The organism is Streptomyces sp. NPDC059866 (assembly GCF_042731325.1).
Classification (GTDB): domain Bacteria; phylum Actinomycetota; class Actinomycetes; order Streptomycetales; family Streptomycetaceae; genus Streptomyces; species Streptomyces flavusporus.
This window is the reverse complement of record NZ_JBHWJT010000016.1, coordinates 221,544-239,960: the sequence shown is the minus strand read 5'-3', so window position 1 is coordinate 239,960 and position 18,417 is coordinate 221,544. Positions and strand designations below refer to the sequence as shown.

Annotated in this window: 17 protein-coding genes, 1 rRNA gene and 1 riboswitch; of the genes, 13 read left to right on the top strand and 5 right to left on the bottom strand. The window is 69.3% G+C overall.

The window, feature by feature from the left end:
* The 11 genes from rrf to ACFV7R_RS25480 all read left to right on the top strand — a co-directional run.
* Positions 1-95 (top strand): 5S ribosomal RNA (gene rrf, locus ACFV7R_RS25530); the annotation flags it as partial.
* A gap of 109 nt (positions 96-204) precedes the next feature.
* Positions 205-813: a CDP-alcohol phosphatidyltransferase family protein gene (locus tag ACFV7R_RS25525; protein ID WP_129796732.1), complete on the top strand. Its 609-nt coding sequence runs from the start codon at positions 205-207 to the stop codon at positions 811-813.
* Positions 814-927: 114 nt separating this feature from the next.
* The gene (locus ACFV7R_RS25520) at positions 928-3,423 is read left to right on the top strand and encodes a sugar phosphate nucleotidyltransferase (RefSeq protein WP_385267317.1); all 2,496 of its coding nucleotides are present in this window, start codon (positions 928-930) and stop codon (positions 3,421-3,423) included.
* Positions 3,424-3,526: 103 nt separating this feature from the next.
* Complete coding sequence (locus ACFV7R_RS25515) at positions 3,527-4,444, top strand: DUF881 domain-containing protein (RefSeq protein WP_385267314.1); 918 nt, start codon at positions 3,527-3,529, stop codon at positions 4,442-4,444.
* Positions 4,441-4,773, top strand: coding sequence for a small basic family protein (locus ACFV7R_RS25510; RefSeq protein WP_003977440.1), 333 nt, complete (start codon positions 4,441-4,443; stop codon positions 4,771-4,773). Before ACFV7R_RS25515 ends, ACFV7R_RS25510 begins: the two co-directional genes overlap by 4 nt.
* 5 nt (positions 4,774-4,778) lie before the next feature.
* A complete protein-coding gene (locus ACFV7R_RS25505) occupies positions 4,779-5,609 on the top strand; it encodes a DUF881 domain-containing protein (RefSeq protein WP_385267308.1) in 831 nt (276 codons plus the stop codon).
* A 61-nt stretch (positions 5,610-5,670) separates the two neighbouring features.
* Positions 5,671-6,630: an FHA domain-containing protein gene (locus ACFV7R_RS25500; RefSeq protein ID WP_385267305.1), complete on the top strand. Its 960-nt coding sequence runs from the start codon at positions 5,671-5,673 to the stop codon at positions 6,628-6,630.
* Between the two features lie 42 nt (positions 6,631-6,672).
* Complete coding sequence (locus tag ACFV7R_RS25495) at positions 6,673-7,410, top strand: MerR family transcriptional regulator (protein WP_385267302.1); 738 nt, start codon at positions 6,673-6,675, stop codon at positions 7,408-7,410.
* Between the two features lie 470 nt (positions 7,411-7,880).
* Entirely contained in the window at positions 7,881-8,354 is a 474-nt protein-coding gene (locus ACFV7R_RS25490) for a bifunctional nuclease family protein (protein ID WP_004002801.1), read from the top strand.
* Between the two features lie 262 nt (positions 8,355-8,616).
* A complete protein-coding gene (locus tag ACFV7R_RS25485) occupies positions 8,617-9,261 on the top strand; it encodes a MerR family transcriptional regulator (protein WP_129796726.1) in 645 nt (214 codons plus the stop codon).
* Positions 9,262-9,379: 118 nt separating this feature from the next.
* On the top strand, positions 9,380-10,852 hold the full coding sequence (locus ACFV7R_RS25480; protein WP_385267299.1) for a DNA polymerase IV: 1,473 nt from the start codon (positions 9,380-9,382) through the stop codon (positions 10,850-10,852).
* Here the strand turns inward: ACFV7R_RS25480 and ACFV7R_RS25475 are convergent.
* Complete coding sequence (locus ACFV7R_RS25475) at positions 10,774-11,145, bottom strand: PRC-barrel domain-containing protein (RefSeq protein WP_385267296.1); 372 nt, start codon at positions 11,143-11,145, stop codon at positions 10,774-10,776. The two genes, ACFV7R_RS25480 and ACFV7R_RS25475, sit on opposite strands and share 79 nt — an antisense overlap.
* 114 nt (positions 11,146-11,259) lie before the next feature.
* Positions 11,260-11,355: riboswitch (glycine riboswitch) on the top strand.
* 176 nt (positions 11,356-11,531) lie between these two features.
* On the opposite strand from ACFV7R_RS25475, the gene gcvP reads away from it, so the two are divergent.
* Positions 11,532-14,417: an aminomethyl-transferring glycine dehydrogenase gene (gene gcvP / locus ACFV7R_RS25470; RefSeq protein WP_385267294.1), complete on the top strand. Its 2,886-nt coding sequence runs from the start codon at positions 11,532-11,534 to the stop codon at positions 14,415-14,417.
* 51 nt (positions 14,418-14,468) lie between these two features.
* Here the strand turns inward: gcvP and ACFV7R_RS25465 are convergent, their stop codons facing one another.
* The 4 genes from ACFV7R_RS25465 to ACFV7R_RS25450 form a co-directional block, all read right to left on the bottom strand.
* Positions 14,469-15,557: an ABC transporter ATP-binding protein gene (locus ACFV7R_RS25465; protein WP_385267292.1), complete on the bottom strand. Its 1,089-nt coding sequence runs from the start codon at positions 15,555-15,557 to the stop codon at positions 14,469-14,471.
* Entirely contained in the window at positions 15,554-16,384 is an 831-nt protein-coding gene (locus ACFV7R_RS25460; RefSeq protein ID WP_385267290.1) for an ABC transporter permease, read from the bottom strand. Before ACFV7R_RS25460 ends, ACFV7R_RS25465 begins: the two co-directional genes overlap by 4 nt.
* Positions 16,381-17,187, bottom strand: a complete 807-nt coding sequence (gene modA / locus ACFV7R_RS25455) for a molybdate ABC transporter substrate-binding protein (protein ID WP_385267287.1) — start codon at positions 17,185-17,187, stop codon at positions 16,381-16,383. The genes ACFV7R_RS25460 and modA overlap by 4 nt, the downstream gene beginning before the upstream one ends.
* 155 nt (positions 17,188-17,342) lie before the next feature.
* Positions 17,343-17,738: a molybdopterin-binding protein gene (locus tag ACFV7R_RS25450; protein WP_385267284.1), complete on the bottom strand. Its 396-nt coding sequence runs from the start codon at positions 17,736-17,738 to the stop codon at positions 17,343-17,345.
* Between the two features lie 103 nt (positions 17,739-17,841).
* Between ACFV7R_RS25450 and ACFV7R_RS25445 the strand changes: the two genes are divergently transcribed.
* The gene (locus tag ACFV7R_RS25445) at positions 17,842-18,414 is read left to right on the top strand and encodes a DUF1707 domain-containing protein (RefSeq protein WP_385267282.1); all 573 of its coding nucleotides are present in this window, start codon (positions 17,842-17,844) and stop codon (positions 18,412-18,414) included.
* Positions 18,415-18,417: the final 3 nt, after the last annotated feature.

Here is an 18,417-nt window from a genome sequence, read left to right as displayed (position 1 = left end):
AAACGCCCGGTTACATTCCGAACCCGGAAGCTAAGCCTTACAGCGCCGATGGTACTGCAGGGGGGACCCTGTGGGAGAGTAGGACACCGCCGAACTCCTTTTAGAGCTCTGGCTCTCGGGCACCTGGCCCGAGAGCCAGAGCTTTTTTGCATTGAGGTAAGGTCAGTGGGCATAGTTGGCTCGTTTTCGACAGGAGGCCCCCGGTTGGAGGTCCAGGAGACTCGCGTCCAGACGGACCGGGTCCTCACCATCCCGAACATCCTCAGCCTGGCGCGGCTCGCCGGCGTGCCCCTCTTCCTGTGGCTGATCCTCAGGCCCGAGTTCGGGGGACCGAAGAGTGATGGCTGGGCGCTGTTGGTGCTGGCTCTCAGCGGGATCAGTGACTACCTGGACGGCAAACTTGCCCGACGCTGGAACCAGATCAGCAGTCTCGGCCGGCTTCTTGATCCCGCGGCCGACCGGCTCTACATTCTCTCGACCCTGGTTGGTCTTACGTGGCGAGAGATTCTGCCGATCTGGTTGACCGCTGTACTGCTTGGGCGGGAACTGGTCCTGCTGGTGATGGTGGGCATCCTCAGGCGTCACGGCTATCCGCCGCCGCAGGTGAACTTCCTCGGGAAGGCCGCCACCTTCAACCTGATGTACGCCTTCCCCTTGCTGTTGCTCAGTGACGGGAGTGGATGGATCTCGTCACTCGCTGCTATTTTCGGATGGGCGTTCGCAGGATGGGGTACAACCCTCTACTGGTGGGCAGGAGTCCTCTATGTGGTGCAAGTCCGCCGCCTGGTTCGTGCGGACGCCATGACCGATTGAGCTCGCCGAACGTGCGGCCGTAGCGGTGCGATGGCCCGCGAGGGAAAAGTGCGGGATAATTCGGACGGGTGAAGTCGGCTAGACCGTCGTCTCTTCGAGGAGGACGCTTCCGACATGAAGGCCGTCGTGATGGCCGGTGGCGAAGGCACGCGCCTTCGTCCCATGACCTCAAGCATGCCCAAGCCGCTCCTGCCGGTGGCCAACCGGCCGATCATGGAGCACGTTCTGCGGCTGCTCAAAAGGCATGGGCTCAACGAGACCGTCGTAACTGTCCAGTTCCTTGCCTCACTGGTCAAGAACTACTTCGGTGACGGCGAGGAGCTCGGTATGGAGCTCACCTATGCCAATGAGGAGAAGCCACTCGGTACTGCCGGGAGTGTCAAGAACGCCGAAGAGGCGTTGAAGGACGACACGTTCCTCGTCATCTCCGGTGATGCGCTGACCGACTTCGACCTCACCGAGCTGATCAACTTCCACAAGGAAAAGGGTTCGCTGGTCACTGTCTGCCTGACGCGTGTCCCCAACCCACTGGAATTCGGTATCACCATCGTCGACGAAGAGGGCAAGGTCGAGCGGTTCCTGGAGAAGCCGACGTGGGGCCAGGTGTTCTCGGACACCGTCAATACCGGCATCTACGTGATGGAGCCTGAGGTCTTCGACTATGTCGAGGCCGATGTCCCCGTCGACTGGTCCGGCGATGTCTTCCCGCAGCTCATGAAGGAGGGCAAGCCGATCTACGGCTATGTCGCCGAAGGGTACTGGGAGGACGTCGGCACGCACGAGAGCTATGTGAAGGCGCAGGCCGATGTCCTGGAGCGCAAGGTCGACGTCGAGCTCGACGGCTTCGAGATCTCACCTGGTGTGTGGGTGGCCGAAGGCGCCGAGGTGCACCCTGACGCCGTGCTCCGCGGGCCGCTCTATATCGGTGACTATGCCAAGGTCGAGGCCGGCTCGGAAATCCGTGAGCACACCGTCGTCGGCTCGAACGTCGTCGTCAAGAGCGGGGCGTTCCTGCACAAGGCCGTCGTACACGACAACGTGTACGTGGGGCAGCACAGCAATCTGCGGGGCTGTGTGGTCGGCAAGAACACCGACATCATGCGGGCGGCGCGGATCGAGGACGGCGCGGTCATCGGCGACGAGTGCCTCATCGGCGAAGAATCGATCGTGCAGGGCAATGTGCGGGTCTACCCGTTCAAGACCATCGAGGCCGGTGCCTTCGTCAACACCTCGGTCATATGGGAATCGAGGGGTCAGGCGCATCTCTTCGGCGCCCGCGGCGTCTCCGGAATTCTGAACGTCGAGATCACGCCCGAGTTGGCCGTGCGTCTCGCCGGCGCCTATGCCACGACCTTGAAAAAGGGCTCCACGGTGACCACGGCCCGTGACCATTCCCGTGGTGCGCGTGCGCTGAAGCGGGCGGTGATCTCCGCGCTGCAGGCCAGTGCCATCGACGTACGGGACCTGGAGAACGTACCGCTGCCGGTGGCGAGGCAGCAGACGGCACGAGGCAGTGCCGGCGGGATCATGATCCGGACCACGCCCGGCGTGCCGGATTCCGTGGACATCATGTTCTTCGACGGGCGAGGAGCCGACCTTTCGCAGGCGAGTCAGCGAAAGCTGGACCGGGTGTTCGCGCGGCAGGAGTACCGGCGTGCGTTCCCGGGAGAGATCGGGGACCTGCACTTCCCGGCCAGTGTCTTCGACTCGTACACCGGGTCGCTGTTGCGGAACGTGAACACGACCGGCATCACCGAGTCCGGGCTGAAGGTCGTCGTCGATGCGTCGAACGGTAGTGCGGGGCTCGTGCTGCCCAGCCTGCTCGGCAAGCTGGGCGTGGACTCGCTGACGATCAATCCCGGTTTGGACGAGTCCAGGCCGACGGAGACGGCGGATGCGCGGCGGTCGGGGCTGGTGCGGCTGGGAGAGATCGTTGCGTCCGCGCGGGCCGCATTCGGGGTGCGGTTCGATCCCGTCGGTGAGCGGCTGTCGCTGGTCGACGAGAAGGGGCGGATCGTCGAGGACGACCGGGCGCTGCTCGTGATGCTCGACCTGGTGGCCGCTGAGCGGCGCAGCGGGCGGGTTGCCCTGCCGGTGACCACGACCAGGATCGCCGAACAGGTCGCGGCCTATCACGGGACCCAGGTGGAGTGGACCACCACTTCCCCTGACGACCTGACGCGGGTCGGGCGTGATGACACGACGATCTTCGGTGGCGACGGCAAGGGCGGATTCATCGTCCCGGAGTTCAGCAGTGTCTTCGACGGTACGGCGGCCTTCGTGCGGCTGATCGGTCTGGTGGCGCGTACTCAGCTCACGCTCAGCCAGATCGACGCGCGGATCCCCAGGGCGCACGTCCTCAAGCGGGATCTGGCGACTCCCTGGGCCGTCAAGGGGCTGGTGATGCGGCGCGTCGTCGAGGCGGCCGGAGATCGCGACGTGGACACCACGGACGGTGTGCGCGTGGTGGAGGCCGATGGGCGCTGGGTCATGGTGCTGCCAGACCCGGCCGAGGCGGTCACCCACCTGTGGGCGGAAGGGCCGGATGATGCCTCCGCGCAGGCCCTGCTCGACGAGTGGTCGGCGGTCGTGGACAGCGCCGGACGGTAAACGGCCCCACCGGCGTGCCGGACAAGTGTCCCCAAGGGGGCCTGTCCGGCACGCCGGTGGGGCCGTGCGGAGGTAGCGGTCGCGACGTGCGACGATGTGCGGCATGCCGCAGCAGCCCCCCGTTCGGAGCAGTTCCACGCCCCCCGCACGCCCGGACGCGTCCATGTCGCTGCTCACCAACGTCATGGATCACAGCCTCGACGAGGGATATGCCGAGGCCGCGGCCAGGAAGCAGGCGGCGGGCGCCGAAGGCCTGCCCAGAACCCTCAGGGCGAAGCTCGGTCTCGCTGCCGGCCTGGTGCTCGCGGCCCTGGTGGTGACCGTCGGCGCCGCACAGGCGCGGGTGGCAGCTCCTGTGGTCGCCAAGGAGCGCGAGGAGCTCATCGACCGGATCGACCGGGAGACCGCGGCTGCGGACGCGCTGGAGAGTGACGTCGACAAGCTGCGCGACGACGTGAGCGCCCGCCAGCGCGCGGCGCTGAAGCAGAGCGGCGGCGATGATCAGACCCACTTGGTGGGAATCCTGTCGGGCGCCACCGAAGTACGCGGCCCCGGTGTGAAGTTGGTCGTGAACGACGCCAAGGAATCCGCCGTCGGTGGTGACAGCGACCCGCGCGGAACGTCCGGTTTCTCCGACACGGGGCGGGTGCGTGACCGTGACATGCAGCGGGTGGTCAACGGACTCTGGGAGTCGGGCGCCGAGGCTGTCTCGATCAACGGGCAGCGGCTGACGGCGCTGTCGGCGATCAGGGCTGCGGGTGACGCGATACTGGTCGACAACCGGCCGCTGGTGCCGCCGTACACGGTGCTCGCGGTGGGCGACGGGAAGCAGCTGAGCACCAGGTTCCAGAACAGCGCGGACGGGCTCTATCTGCATGCCCTGCAGGAGAACTTCGGCATCCGTACCAGCATCTCCGTGGAGGACGAGGTGCGGCTGCCGGCGGCGCCGAGTGTGATCGTCCGCACAGCAGAGCCGATAACCGAATCAGCACAGCCGAGAACTGAGAAAGGCACATCGTGATCGCCGTACTGGGCCTCGTCGTGGGAGTCGTGGCCGGCCTGTTGGTCCGGCCCGAGGTTCCGGCGGCCGTCGAGCCTTACCTGCCGATCGCCGTGGTGGCGGCGTTGGACGCAGTCTTCGGAGGTCTACGGGCGATGCTCGACGGCATCTTCGACGACAAGGTCTTCGTGGTGTCGTTCCTGTCGAACGTGGTCGTCGCCGCGCTGATCGTGTTCCTGGGCGACAAGTTGGGCGTCGGCGCGCAACTGTCCACCGGTGTCGTGGTGGTTCTCGGCATCCGCATCTTCTCCAACGCCGCGGCGATCCGTCGGCACGTGTTCCGGGCGTGAGGCCGATGAGCAAGCAGGACGAGACAGCCGAGAACCGGCTGCGCAAGGAGCTGCCCGACGAGGTGCCGGCCACGGCGACGGTGGACCGCCCCGAGGAGGAGTCCGAGCCGGCGCTCACCGGTCGGCAGCGGCTCGTGAACGGTCTGTGGCCGCCGCGCGTCACCCGTGCCCAACTCATCGTCGCACTGCTGCTGTTCGGTCTCGGCTTCGGTCTGGCCGTGCAGGTCGCCTCGAACAGCGACGACGACAGCGCGCTGCGGGGCGCGCGGCAGGAGGATCTCGTACGCATCCTCGATGAACTCGACGACCGTACCCAGCGTCTTGAGGACGAGAAGCAGGGGCTCGAGAAGCAGCGCGACGAGTTGGAGAACAGCTCCAACCAGGCCGAGGAGGCCCGCAAGCAGACGATCGAGAAGGAGCGGCAACTCGGCATTCTGGCGGGCACGGTGGCGGCGCAGGGACCCGGCATCACGATGACCATCGACGACACGAAGGGGACGGTCGAGGCGGACATGCTGCTCGACGCGATCCAGGAACTACGGGCGGCCGGCGCGGAGGCGATCCAGGTGAACGGCGTGCGCGTGGTCGCAGGCACGTATCTGACCGACTCCGGGCAGAGTGTCAGCGTCGACGGGAACAAGATCAATGCTCCCTATCGTTTCAAGGTCATCGGCAAGCCGCAGGACCTCGAACCGGCGCTCAACATTCCAGGAGGCGTGGTGCAGACGCTCGAGAAGGAGCAGGCCACCGTGACCGTCGAGCGGTCCGACAAGATCGTTGTGGACGCCTTGCGAGCGGCGAAGCGACCTGACTACGCTCGGTCGTCCTCCCAGTGAACCGGGGGTGCATGGGGGTCGTCCGGCGAGGGCATGAGGTTGCGGGGGGTCGGCGCACCGAATGGGTGGTGCGTGGTGGAAACTGTCTGGTGGATACGGACGTTGTGAGGATGTCCGGGTCGGCCGGAGTGTGCAGTCAGGGTTCGTCCTGCCCCACGGGCGGGTCTGTTCAGGTCAAGGGGAATCGCCCGTGAAGTTGTTTGCGAAGTTGTTCGGCAAGAGCGCACGAGAGGGCAGTGGTAACGCCACCGCTCGTCATCGCGCACAGCCTGACGCAGAGGGTCAGCGCCCCCTGTTCCGCGACCAGGTCGCTGGTCCGGGCGGTGACATTTCCGGAGGTCAGGGCGCGCCGACGGTTGACCCTGCCCAGTCCGGCGGCATAGGTTTCGGGCAACCGTCAACCTCAAGTACGGGTGGAGGGTTTTCCGCCGGCCCGTACGCGTCCAATGCCCCGGCGGGGCAGCCGCGGCAGGAGGATCCGTCCATGTCGGCCCTGGTGTGTACGAGGTGCGGTAACCGCAATGCGGAGAGCAGCCGCTTCTGTTCCAACTGCGGTGCGCCGTTGCGGGCGGGTGCGGCCGCCGAGCGTCCGTCCGAGACGACCTCCACGATCTCCATCAGCGGTCTCGAGGCCTACGACGCCGAGGTCACCGGGCAGACCCCGATGCCGACGCTCTCGCCCGAGGCGCAGGCTGCGGTGGACGCCCTTCCGCTGGGTTCCGCGCTGCTGGTCGTGCGTCGCGGGCCGAACTCGGGCAGCCGCTTCCTCCTGGACAGCGACCTGACCACGGCCGGGCGTCACCCGCAGAGCGACATCTTCCTGGACGACGTGACGGTCTCGCGGCGGCATGTGGAGTTCCGCCGCAGCCCGGACGGTTCGTTCACGGTGGCCGACGTGGGCAGTCTGAACGGCACGTACGTCAACCGTGAGCGGATCGACCAGGTCGCTCTGTCGAACGGTGACGAGGTACAGATCGGCAAGTATCGGCTGGTCTTCTACGCGAGCCGGCAGGGCATCTGACCGTCCCCCGGGCTCCGTCCGGGGGGACCCCAGGGAAGGTCCATGCTTCATACACCGAGCGGTGGTGCCGGCAACGGCATCACCGCCGCGGACAGCGGGCTGATGAGTATCGGCACGGTGTTGAACGTGCTGCGCGAGGAGTTCCCCGAAGTCACCATTTCCAAGATCCGTTTCCTGGAGTCCGAGGGGCTCATCGAGCCGCAGCGGACCCCCTCGGGATATCGCAAGTTCAGCGCGGCCGATGTCGAGCGACTCGGCCACGTACTGAGAATGCAGCGGGACCACTATCTGCCGCTCAAGGTGATCCGCGAGTACCTCGACGCGATGGAGCGCGGCGAGGAGGTGCGGCTGCCCGCGCTGGGCCGGCAGCGTGACGGCGAAGCCCCGCCGGAGTCCTCCGAGAGACCGACGGCGGCGCGCATCGGGCGGGCGGAGCTGCTGGCGGCCGCCGGGATCGGAGAGCAGGAACTCGCGGAGTGGGAGTCGTACGGGTTGATCACTCCGCTGTCGGACGGGGTGTACGACGCGGAGACCGCCACCGTGGCCTCGCTGGTCGCCGAGCTGGGACGTTTCGGCATCGAGCCGCGTCACCTGCGGGTGATGAAGGCGGCTGCCGACCGTGAGGCCGGGCTGGTGGACCAGGTGGTGGCTCCGCTGAAGCGGCACCGCAATCCGCAGACCAGGGCGCACGCGGAGGCCCGTGTGCAGGAGCTGGCGGGGCTCACGGTGAAGCTGCACGCGGCGCTTGTACAGACCGCGCTGGGAGTGCGACTGCCCTGACCGAGGGCGGCCTGCCGGCAGGGGCGTGTGGCTCGCGGCCTGTACGGCTCGGATCGGCGGACGAGCCTGGACCGGCCGCGGAGGACGGCGTGGGTCTGGGCGGGAGCGATTCGATCTGTCGGCGGGCGCAGTGCGGGTGGCGGCTGAGGACTTCGGACGGCATGCGGGGCTGAGCGGGGCTGGGGCGGTGTGATCTGCGGAGGCGCCGTGTGGATTGGTGGGGGCGGCTTCGGAGCGTTCGCGCGGGGCGGTGCGGGGCTGAGGGTGACTTCCGGGTGGGGCGATATGGGCTTCGGGCGGACCGTGCTGCCCGGTGCAGGGGTTTCGTCGAGGTACCGGCGTGGGTCTGGGCAGGGAGCGGGTGCGTTGCCGGGATGTCGGGTGGGCCGGTGGGGGTGGGGAAGGCCGGATCGGGGCTCCGATGTCGGCCCGACTACCCAAACGTCCCGGGCACGGCCTAGGGTTGCTGTGTGAACGAGCTCGATGTCGTAGGTGTCCGGGTCGAAATGCCCTCCAACCAACCGATCGTGCTCCTGCGCGAAGTGGGAGGCGACCGTTACCTCCCCATCTGGATCGGGCCGGGGGAGGCGACGGCGATCGCCTTCGCCCAGCAGGGCATGGCCCCCGCGCGACCGCTGACCCACGACCTGTTCAAGGACGTGCTGGAGGCCGTCGGTCAGGAGCTCACCGAAGTGCGCATCACGGATCTGCGTGAAGGTGTCTTCTACGCCGAGCTGGTCTTCGCCAGCGGGGTCGAGGTGAGCGCCCGTCCGTCCGATGCCATAGCGCTGGCCCTGCGCACCGGAACGCCGATCTACGGCAGCGACGGCGTGCTCGACGACGCCGGTATCGCGATTCCGGACGAGCAGGAGGACGAGGTGGAGAAGTTCCGCGAGTTCCTCGACCAGATCTCGCCCGAGGACTTCGGCACCAGCAGCCAGTGAGACGTGGTCGGCTCAGGCGGAGGCGAAGGTCCTCGACGGGTCGTCCCCCGGTCGATGACGGCCTCCGTACCGGCAATTGCCGGCGGCCGGTGAGGTCGTCCCGCGGCTCCCCGCAAGCGCATTCGGCTAGCCTTTCCCCGCGGTTGGGTACGGGAAACCACTCTTAGGGTGATTATCACTCGGCGTGCCGAGTGTGGCGATCGTTGACGCACCCTTGGTGACTGCCTACCGTCGAGAAGGCAGGTCAAGGACGGAGGTCGGCGTGAGAAGCAGCGGCGACGGTACGGGTGGGGGTGCCCCCGGACGCAGTCTCGGGGAGAGCGGTCCGTACCCGCTCCACGGCAGGGCGGCCGATCACACTCCGCAGCGACCGACGCCCATTCCCACCAGCGGAGGGGCGGCGTCCATGACGTCCGAGCAGATCGGCTACCGCGGCCCGACGGCCTGTGCGGCCGCCGGCATCACCTATCGGCAACTGGACTACTGGGCCCGCACCGGGCTCGTCGAGCCCAGCGTGCGGCCCGCCTACGGGTCCGGGACGCAGCGCCTGTACAGCTTTCGGGACGTCGTCGTCCTGAAGATCGTCAAACGGTTCCTCGACACCGGGGTGTCGTTGCAGAACATCCGCACCGCCGTGCAGCACCTCAGGGAACGCGGTTTCCGCGACCTGGAACGCATGACGCTGATGAGCGACGGTGCGACCGTGTACGAGTGCACCTCGCCCGACGAGGTTCATGCGCTCCTCCAGGGCGGCCAGGGGATCTTCGGCATCGCGGTCGGGGTGGTGTGGCGGGACGTCGAGAGCGCGTTGTCACAGCTGCACGGGGAGCGCATCGACACCGGCGAGACGCTCGTCGGGCACAATCCGGCGGACGAGCTGGCACGACGGCGCAATCGGGCGGTCTGAGCGACGCAGCTGCCCGGCGCCTCCGGAGGCCTGCCGGGCACCGCGTCGGCAGGTGTGCAGGTCGTGCTGTCCTGGTCGTGCCGCCGCATTGTCAGTGGCGTGGTGCAGCATCGGAGATATGAGAACCGCGCCCACGATCCTGCATCTCGACATGGATGCCTTCTTCGCCTCGGTGGAGCAGGCATCCAAGCCGAGCCTGCGCGGGAAGGCCGTGATCGTGGGCGGGCTCGGACCGCGCGGGGTGGTGGCGACCTGCTCGTACGAGGCCCGGGTGTTCGGGGTGCATTCGGCGATGCCCATGGCCCAGGCGCGCCGGCTCGCGCCGAACGCCGCGTATCTCGTGCCGCGCTTCGGGCTGTACCGGACGATCAGCGAGCAGGTGATGGAGCTGCTGCGGGCCCTGTCGCCGCTGGTGGAGCCGCTGAGCCTGGACGAGGCGTTCGTGGACCTGGAGACCGGGGGAACGGCCTGGGACGAGGAGTCGGCGCGGTTGGCGGGGATGAAGCTGCGGGCCGACATACGGGCCGTCACCGGGCTCACGGGGTCTGTCGGTCTCGCCGCATCCAAAATGCTCGCGAAGATCGCCTCCGAGCAGGCCAAGCCCGACGGGCTGGTGCTGATCGAGCCGGGGACCGAGCGGACGCTGCTCGGGCCGATGTCGGTGCGGACGCTTCCCGGGGTGGGGCCCGCGACGGGCGACCACCTGCGGAGGGCCGGCATCACCACGATCGACGAGATCGCCGAGGCGGGGGAGGACGAGCTCGTACGACTTCTGGGAAAGGCGCACGGGCACGCGCTGTACGCCATGGCACTGGCCCGCGACGACCGGCCGGTGGTCGCCGAGCGGGAGACGAAGTCGGTGTCGGTCGAGGACACCTATGACATGGACATCCATGACCGGGTCCGGGTGGGGCTGGAGGTGCAGCGGCTCGCGGACCGGTGTGTGCGGCGGCTGCGCGGCGCAGGGCTGTCGGGGCGGACGATCGTGCTGAAGGTGCGGCGGTACGACTTCTCCACGCTGACCCGGTCCGAGACGCTGCGCGGGCCCACGGACGATCCGGCGGTGGTGCGCGAGGCCGCGGCCCGGCTGCTGGACTCCGTGGACACCACGGGCGGCGTGCGGCTGCTCGGAGTGGGGGTCAGCGGGCTCGCCGACTACACGCAGGAGGATCTGTTCGCGCAGGCCGCGGGTGAACCGGCGGAGGGGCCGGCGGAGGACTTGGTGGACGAGCCCGTGCAGGGTGCGGCCGTGCCGGTCGAGCGGCGATGGCCCGCGGGGCACGACGTACGGCACGCCGAGTACGGGCACGGGTGGGTGCAGGGCAGCGGGCTGGGGAGGGTGACCGTGCGGTTCGAGACGCCCGACTCGGAGCCCGGGCGGGTGCGGACGTTCCGGACCGACGATCGTGCGCTGGAGCCGGCGGATCCGCTGCCATTGGTGGCGCGAAGAGCCGGGGAGCAGGTGGCTTCGGGCACGGAGGGGGGTTCGTCGGTCGGGGGTGAGTCCGGGGGTCAGGAGTCGTCCGTGCCCGCCAGTTTGCCGAAGTTGTGGTCCGGGAGCCGGGGCGGAGGGGCCACGTCGAGGCCGTAGTGGTGGTAGAGCTGGAGTTCCTGTTCCGGGGAGAGGTGACGGCCCACGCCGAAGTCGGGGGCGTCCTTGATCAGGGCGCGGTCGAAGGGGACGTGCAGGCTGTCCTCGATCAGCTCGCTGGGCTCGAGCGGCACGAAGGCGTCCCTGCTGAACAGGCCGGTGCGTATCGCGGCCCACTCCGGGACGCCGGTTGCGTCGTCGAGGTAGATCTCGTCGATCGTGCCGATCTTGTTGCCGTTGCGGTCGAAGGCCTTGCGGCCGATCAGGTTGCGCGGATCGATGTCGGTCTGCACGGGCCCTCCACTTGCTCGCAACTCATCCGTAAGCACTACGAAAGAGCACATTGGGGCACGCGGCCACTCGAACGCCCGGGCGTTGACCTCGCTGGTAGTCTGGCAAACGGCTGCTGACCCCGTGCGGGAGAGTCCTCCGGACACCATCGGAGGCGCCGAAGGAGCAAATCCTCCCCGGAATCTCTCAGGCCCACGTACCGCACGGACGAGGTCACTCTGGAAAGCAGAGCGGGTGTCGACGGCTTCCGCTCTCACCGACGGTGCAAGCCGGGCGTCCTCGGGCGGTCCGGTGAAGCTCTCAGGTTGAGATGACAGAGGGGGAGGCCGCCGGGGTACCCGCGCCGTGGTGCCCCTCGAAGGTCGTGTCAGACCAGGAGGCCTCCGCAATGACCGCCCATCGCATTCCGCTCTCCGAGCTCGAACAGGGCACACCCTTCGAGCAGCGTCACATCGGGCCCGACCAGGAGGCGCGGGCCAAGATGCTCGCGCAGGTCGGCTACGGCTCGCTCGACGAGCTCACCGCCGCCGCGGTACCGGATGTGATCAAGAACGCCGACGCCCTGGACCTGCCGGGGGCGCGGACCGAGGCCGAGGTGCTGGCCGAGCTGCGCTCGCTCGCCGACCGCAACCAGGTCCTCGACTCCATGATCGGACTCGGCTACTACGGGACGTTCACCCCACCCGTCATCCTGCGCAACGTCATGGAGAATCCGGCCTGGTACACCGCCTACACGCCGTACCAGCCGGAGATCTCGCAGGGGCGGCTCGAAGCGCTGCTGAACTTCCAGACCGTGGTCGCCGACCTCACGGGGCTGCCGACCTCGGGTGCCTCGCTGCTCGACGAGGGCACGGCCGCGGCGGAGGCCATGGCCCTGTCCCGGCGCATGGGCAAGAACAAGAAGGGCCTCTTCCTGGTCGACGCGGACGCGTTCCCGCAGACCATCGCCGTGATCGAGACCCGCGCCGAGCCGACCGGCGTCGAGGTCGTCGTCGCCGACCTCAGTGACGGCATTCCGGCCGACATCGCCGAGCGTGAGATCAACGGCGTGCTCATCCAGTACCCGGGCGCTTCCGGAGCAGTACGCGGCATCAAGCCGGTCATCGACCAGGCGCACGAGCTGGGCGCACTGGTCACCGTCGCGGCCGACCTGCTGGCGCTGACGCTGCTGAAGTCGCCGGGCGAGCTCGGCGCGGACATCGCCGTCGGTACGACCCAGCGGTTCGGCGTGCCGATGGGCTTCGGCGGGCCGCACGCCGGATACATGGCCGTGCAGGAGAAGTTCGCCCGCAGCCTGCCCGGCCGCCTCGTGGGCGTCTCGGTCGACGCCGACGGGAACAGGGCCTACCGGCTCGCACTGCAGACGCGTGAGCAGCACATCCGCCGGGAGAAGGCGACCAGCAACATCTGTACCGCCCAGGTGCTGCTCGCCGTCATGGCCGGGATGTACGCCGTCCACCACGGGCCCGAGGGTCTGAAGGGCATCGCGAGGCGCACCCACCGATACGCCGCCATCCTCGCCGCGGGGCTGCGTGACGGCGGCGTCGAGACCGTCCACGGCGCCTACTTCGACACGCTCACCGCAAGGGTGCCGGGCCGGGCGGCCGACGTCGTCGCGGCCGCGCGAGACCGCGGCGTGAACCTGCACCTCGTGGACGCCGACCACGTCTCGATCGCCTGCGACGAGACCACGAAGCGGGCCCAACTGAGCGCCGTGTGGGCCGCGTTCGGGGTCGACGGCGACATCGACGCCCTGGACGCCGGCACCGAGGACGCGCTGCCGGCCGCGCTGCTGCGCACCGACGACTACCTGACCCACCCCGTCTTCCACCAGCACCGCTCCGAGACCGCGATGCTGCGCTACCTGCGCCGGCTCGCCGACCGCGACTACGCGCTGGACCGCGGCATGATCCCGCTGGGCTCCTGCACCATGAAGCTCAACGCGACCACCGAGATGGAGCCGGTCACCTGGCCCGAGTTCGGGCAGCTCCACCCCTTCGCCCCCGCCGGGCAGGCGCAGGGCTACCTCACCCTCATCCGTGAGCTGGAGGACCGGCTCGCCGAGGTCACCGGCTACGACAAGGTGTCGCTGCAGCCCAACGCCGGCTCGCAGGGCGAGCTGGCCGGTCTGCTCGCCGTACGCGGGTACCACCGGGCAAGCGGCGACGAGCAGCGGACCGTGTGCCTCATCCCGTCCTCCGCGCACGGAACGAACGCCGCCAGCGCCGTGATGGCCGGGATGAAGGTCGTCGTCGTGAAGACCGCCGAGGACGGTGAGATCGACGTCGAGGACCTGCGGGCCAAGATCGAGCAGTACCGCGACGAACTGGCGGTGCTGATGATCACGTACCCCTCGACGCACGGGGTGTTCGAGGAGCACGTCGCCGACATCTGCGCCCAGGTCCACGAGGCCGGGGGGCAGGTGTACGTCGACGGCGCCAACCTCAACGCCCTGGTCGGGCTGGCCAAGCCCGGGCACTTCGGCGGTGACGTCTCGCACCTCAACCTGCACAAGACGTTCTGCATCCCGCACGGCGGAGGCGGTCCGGGCGTCGGCCCGGTGGCCGTACGGTCGCACCTGGCGCCGTATCTGCCGAATCACCCGCTCCAGCCGGAGGCCGGTCCGGAGACCGGCGTGGGCCCGATCTCGGCCGCGCCGTGGGGGTCCGCGGGCATCCTGCCGATCTCGTGGGCGTACGTCCGGCTCATGGGCGGTGAGGGGCTCAAGCGGGCCACGCAGGTGGCGGTCCTGAGCGCCAACTACATCGCCAAGCGGCTCGAACCGCACTACCCCGTGCTGTACACCGGTCCCGGCGGGCTGGTCGCGCACGAGTGCATCATCGATCTGCGGCCGCTGACCAAGGCGACCGGCGTGAGCGTCGACGACGTCGCCAAGCGGCTGATCGACTACGGCTTCCACGCGCCGACGATGTCCTTCCCGGTGGCCGGGACGCTGATGATCGAGCCGACCGAGTCCGAGGACCTGACCGAACTCGACCGGTTCTGCGAGGCGATGATCGCGATCCGGGCGGAGATCGAGAAGGTCGGCTCGGGCGAGTGGCCGGCCGACGACAACCCGCTGCGAAACGCCCCGCACACGGCCGCCGCGCTCGGCGGTGAGTGGGAGCACACCTACAGCCGTACGGAGGCCGTCTTCCCGGACGGTGTCTCGGCCGCGGACAAGTACTGGCCGCCGGTGCGCCGAATCGACCAGGCCTTCGGCGACCGGAACCTGGTCTGTTCCTGCCCGCCGCTGGATGCGTACGAGGACTGAGTACGTCGGTTGAGGGCCCCGCGTTCTGCTGCGCGGGGCCCTCTGGGCGTTTCAGGCCGGATAGGCGTGGGTCTGGGCGGCCTTGACCGTTGCCCAGACCGGGGCGCCGGGGTGCAGGTCGAGTTCGGCGGCCGCGACCGTGGTGAGGTCGGCGGTGAGGGGGAGTTCGCCGGTGAGGGCGGCGCGGATCTGGTCGCCGTGGGTCTCCAGGCCGGTGACCTCGCAGCGCCAGAGGTTGCGGGCGCTGGCGCCGGTGGGGCGGTCCCGGAAGAGGGTGACGGCGCCGGGTGGGAAGGCCACGAAGACCGGGCCCGTGAGGTCCTCGGTGGTGGTGATGGCGGGGCCGGCATCCAGGTGGACGGTGTGGCCCGCTGCTGTGCCCTTGTAGAGGTTCAGGCCGACGAGTTGGGCCACGTAGTCCGTGCGGGGGCGGCGGGCGATGTCGGCGGGCGTGCCCTCCTGGACGATCCGGCCGTGCTCGACGACCACGAGCCGGTCGGCCAGGACCATGGCGTCCAGCGGATCGTGCGTGACCAGTACCGCCACGGCCTCGAAGTCGGCGAGATGGCGCCGTAGTTGGGCACGCACCTCCAGGCGGGTGCGGGCGTCCAGGGCGGCGAGGGGCTCGTCGAGGAGCAGCAGCCGGGGGTGCGTGGCCAGGGCACGGGCGAGAGCGACGCGCTGGCCCTGGCCGCCGGACAGGCGACGGGGTTTGGCGCCGGCGTGGTCGGCGAGGCCCATGCGGTCCAGCCACGCGGCGGCCTGCGCGCGGGCCTCCGCCTTCGTCGCGCCGTGGCAGCGCGGTCCGAAGGCCACATTGTCCAGGGCCGTCAGATGGGGGAAGAGCAGATAGTCCTGGAAGACGACGCCGACCGGGCGGGATTCGGGCGGCGTACGGTCCAACTCGGTGCCGTCCAGCCGGAGATGGCCGGCCGTGAGCGGGGCGAGGCCGGCCAGGGCGCGCAGGGCGGTCGTCTTTCCGGCGCCGTTGGGGCCGAGCAGGGCGACGACGTCGCCGGGCGCTGCGGTGAGCGCGATGTCGAGGCGGAAGGGGCCGCGGTCGACGACGAGATGGGCGTCGAGCCCCTCGCCGTGCACGGCACCCGAGGTGAGGGCGGTGGAGTCGTAGAGGTGGGTCATGAGGCGGTCATCCAGCGGTCGCGCAGGCCGGCGAGGACGGCGATGGACACGGCGAGCAGGACCAGGCTGAGGGCGATCGCCGCGGCCGGGTCGTTCTGCAGGGCCAGGTACACCGCGAGCGGCATGGTCTGCGTACGGCCCGGGAAGTTGCCCGCGAAGGTGATCGTCGCCCCGAACTCGCCGAGTGCCCGGGCCCAGGCCAGCACCGCGCCGGCGGCGATGCCCGGGGCGATCAGCGGCAGGGTGACGCGGCGGAAGGCGGTGAAACGGGAGGCGCCCAGGGTCGTGGCCGCCTCCTCGTAGCGGGGGTCGGCCGCCCGCAGAGTGCCCTCCACGCTGATGACGAGGAACGGCATCGCCACGAACGTCTCCGCGAGGACCACGCCCGCGGTGGTGAACGGCAGGGTGATCCCGAACCAGGAGTCGAGCCACTGCCCGACGACGCCGTTGCGGCCGAGCGCCAGCAGCAGTGCCACACCGCCCACCACCGGCGGCAGCACGAGCGGCAGCGTCACCAGGGCGCGGACCAGTCGGCGGCCGGGGAAGTCCGTGCGGGCCAGCAGCCAGGCCAGCGGGACTCCGATCACCAGGCTCAGGGCGGTCGCCGCCGTGGCACAGAACAGGGACAGCCGGAGGGCCTCCCACACCTCGGGGCTGGTGAGCTGATCCGGCAGGGTGCGCCAGGGAGTGCGTACGAGCAGGGCGATCAACGGCAGCACCAGGAACGCCAGGCCTGCCAGCGCCGGAACGAGCAGGGGCAGCGGCACCCCGCGGGTGCTTTTGCGGAGCCGGCCCCGCCGGGGGCCGCTCTTGAGGGTTTCCGTCACGGCGCGAGGAACCCGGCCCCGGTCAGCACCTTCTGCCCCTCGGCGGACTTCACCAGGCCGATGAAGGCCTTGGCCGCCTCGGCGTTGGGCGCGTCCCTGAGCAGGGCGATCGGGTAGTCGTTGATGGCATCGGCCGACTCGGGGAAGTCCACGCCTTCCACCTTGTCACCCGCCGCCTTCACGTCGGTCTTGTAGACGAGCGCCGCGTCGGCCTCCTTCAGCTCCACCTTCGTCAGGGCGCTCTTGACGTCCTGCTCGTAGGACACGGGGGTGAGCTTCAGCCTGCTCGCGTCCAGCGCCTTCTGCGCGGCGGTGCCGCACGGCACCGACTCGTCGCACAGCACGACCTTCAGGCCGGACGCGGTGAGGTCCTCGAGGGAGGAGATCCTGTCGGGGTTGCCCGGCAGGGTGGCGATCTCCAGCTGGTTGCGGACGAAGGTGGCCGGGGTGCCGGAGGCGTCGCCGGCGTCGGTGACGATCGCCATGGTCCTGGGGCTGGCGGCGGCGAAGACGTCCGCCGGGGCGCCGCCGGTGATGCTCGCCGCGAGGGAGTCGCTGCCGCCGAAGCTGAAGGTGACCTTCGTGCCCGGGTGCTGCTTCTCGAACTCCTTGCCCAGCGTCGTGAAGCTCTCCTCGAGCGAAGCGGCCGCGAAGACGGTCACCTCGCCGGTGAGCCGATCCGACGCGTCGGACCCGGCGGCCGAGGAGCCGGAATCGGGCGAGGAGGAGCAGGCGCTCAGCGCCAGCAGCGCGGCGGCTCCGGCACCGGCCGCCCGCAGGTACCGGCGTTGGGGACGGGTCATCACGGGTCCACTCCCTCTGTCCGCTGGGGAAGAGCCCGCCGGACTCTTCCGATGCGTCGATCATACTGGCGCAGATGCAATGCATAAGTCATCTGTCGCATCGCACAATCGAGGCTGATGCGCGATGAGTGATCGCATGTGCGGCTCGGAGTGCGTCAGGACCGGTCGATATGGACGTTCGTCGACTTCACGCGGGCTGTCGCCTCCATGCCGACCTCCAGGCCGAGTTCCTCGACGGCCTCGCGGGTGAGGAGGGAGACCAGCCGGTGGGGCCCGGCCTGGATCTCGACCTGGGCCGCGACATCGCCGAGCTTGATAGCGGTCACGATGCCGGGGAAGGCGTTGCGGGCCGAGGTGTACGGGGCCTCCTCCTCGCCGCTGCCGGACTTGGCGAGCTCGACCGAGAACGCGGCCAGGTCCCGCCCGTCGATGAGCCGGCGTCCGCTGTCGTCCCGATGGGTCGCCACCCGGCCGGCGTCGGCCCAGCGGCGTGCGGTGTCGGGGCTGACGCCGAGCAGGCGTGCGGCCTGGCCGATCGTGTAGGAGTGCATGCCGGTCACGATAGAGCGGCAGGCGCGCACGGTGGACGCGGGGTTGGCCACTGGGTATAACGCGATATAGCGTTAGCTCGTGATGGGTGATCGGGGTGAGGGTATGTCAGCCGAGCTCTTGGGTTCGGGTACGTCGTCCGAAGTGCGGGCCTCGCATGCCGACCGGGACCGCGTCGTGGAGGTGCTGACCGCTGCCGCGGGGGACGGCCGGCTGACCGCCGAGGAACTCGACGAACGGGTCGGGGCCGCGCTGTCTGCCCGGACCCTGGGGGAGTTGGCCGCGTTGACCGGCGATCTGCCCGTCGTGGCCGAGGCGAAGGATGTCGTCCGTATCGAGCAGGAGGGCAGCTCGGTCCGGCGGGACGGTGCCTGGGCGGTGCCGCGGCGGCTGGCGATCGAGTCGGCCTGGGGCGACGTGACGCTCGACTTCACCGAGGCCGTCATCACGTACGACACCCTGCGCATCGAACTCGACATGCAGGGCGGCACGCTGCGGCTGGTGACGCGGCCGGGCGTCGTGGTGGACACCGACGCCCTGGTCACGGACTACTCCACGATCAGGACGCGCGGGTCCAGAGGTGCGGACGGGCCCGTGGTGCTGCGCGTGGAGGTGTGCGGTCGCCTCAGCTACGGCCGGGTCGTGACACGCGCTCCTCGGCGAGGCTTCCGGCGCTGACCG

Bases quoted from the DNA above. Each gene is read 5' to 3' on its own strand.
- ACFV7R_RS25520 (WP_385267317.1), top strand. From the start codon at position 928: ATGAAGGCCGTCGTGATGGCCGGTGGCGAAGGCACGCGCCTTCGTCCC.
- ACFV7R_RS25515 (WP_385267314.1), top strand. From the start codon at position 3,527: ATGCCGCAGCAGCCCCCCGTTCGGAGCAGTTCCACGCCCCCCGCACGC.
- ACFV7R_RS25505 (WP_385267308.1), top strand. From the start codon at position 4,779: ATGAGCAAGCAGGACGAGACAGCCGAGAACCGGCTGCGCAAGGAGCTG.
- ACFV7R_RS25500 (WP_385267305.1), top strand. From the start codon at position 5,671: ATGGGTGGTGCGTGGTGGAAACTGTCTGGTGGATACGGACGTTGTGAG.
- ACFV7R_RS25495 (WP_385267302.1), top strand. From the start codon at position 6,673: ATGCTTCATACACCGAGCGGTGGTGCCGGCAACGGCATCACCGCCGCG.
- ACFV7R_RS25480 (WP_385267299.1), top strand. From the start codon at position 9,380: ATGAGAACCGCGCCCACGATCCTGCATCTCGACATGGATGCCTTCTTC.
- gcvP (WP_385267294.1), top strand. From the start codon at position 11,532: ATGACCGCCCATCGCATTCCGCTCTCCGAGCTCGAACAGGGCACACCC.
- ACFV7R_RS25465 (WP_385267292.1), bottom strand. From the start codon at position 15,557: ATGACCCACCTCTACGACTCCACCGCCCTCACCTCGGGTGCCGTGCAC.
- modA (WP_385267287.1), bottom strand. From the start codon at position 17,187: ATGACCCGTCCCCAACGCCGGTACCTGCGGGCGGCCGGTGCCGGAGCC.
- ACFV7R_RS25450 (WP_385267284.1), bottom strand. From the start codon at position 17,738: ATGCACTCCTACACGATCGGCCAGGCCGCACGCCTGCTCGGCGTCAGC.
- ACFV7R_RS25445 (WP_385267282.1), top strand. From the start codon at position 17,842: ATGTCAGCCGAGCTCTTGGGTTCGGGTACGTCGTCCGAAGTGCGGGCC.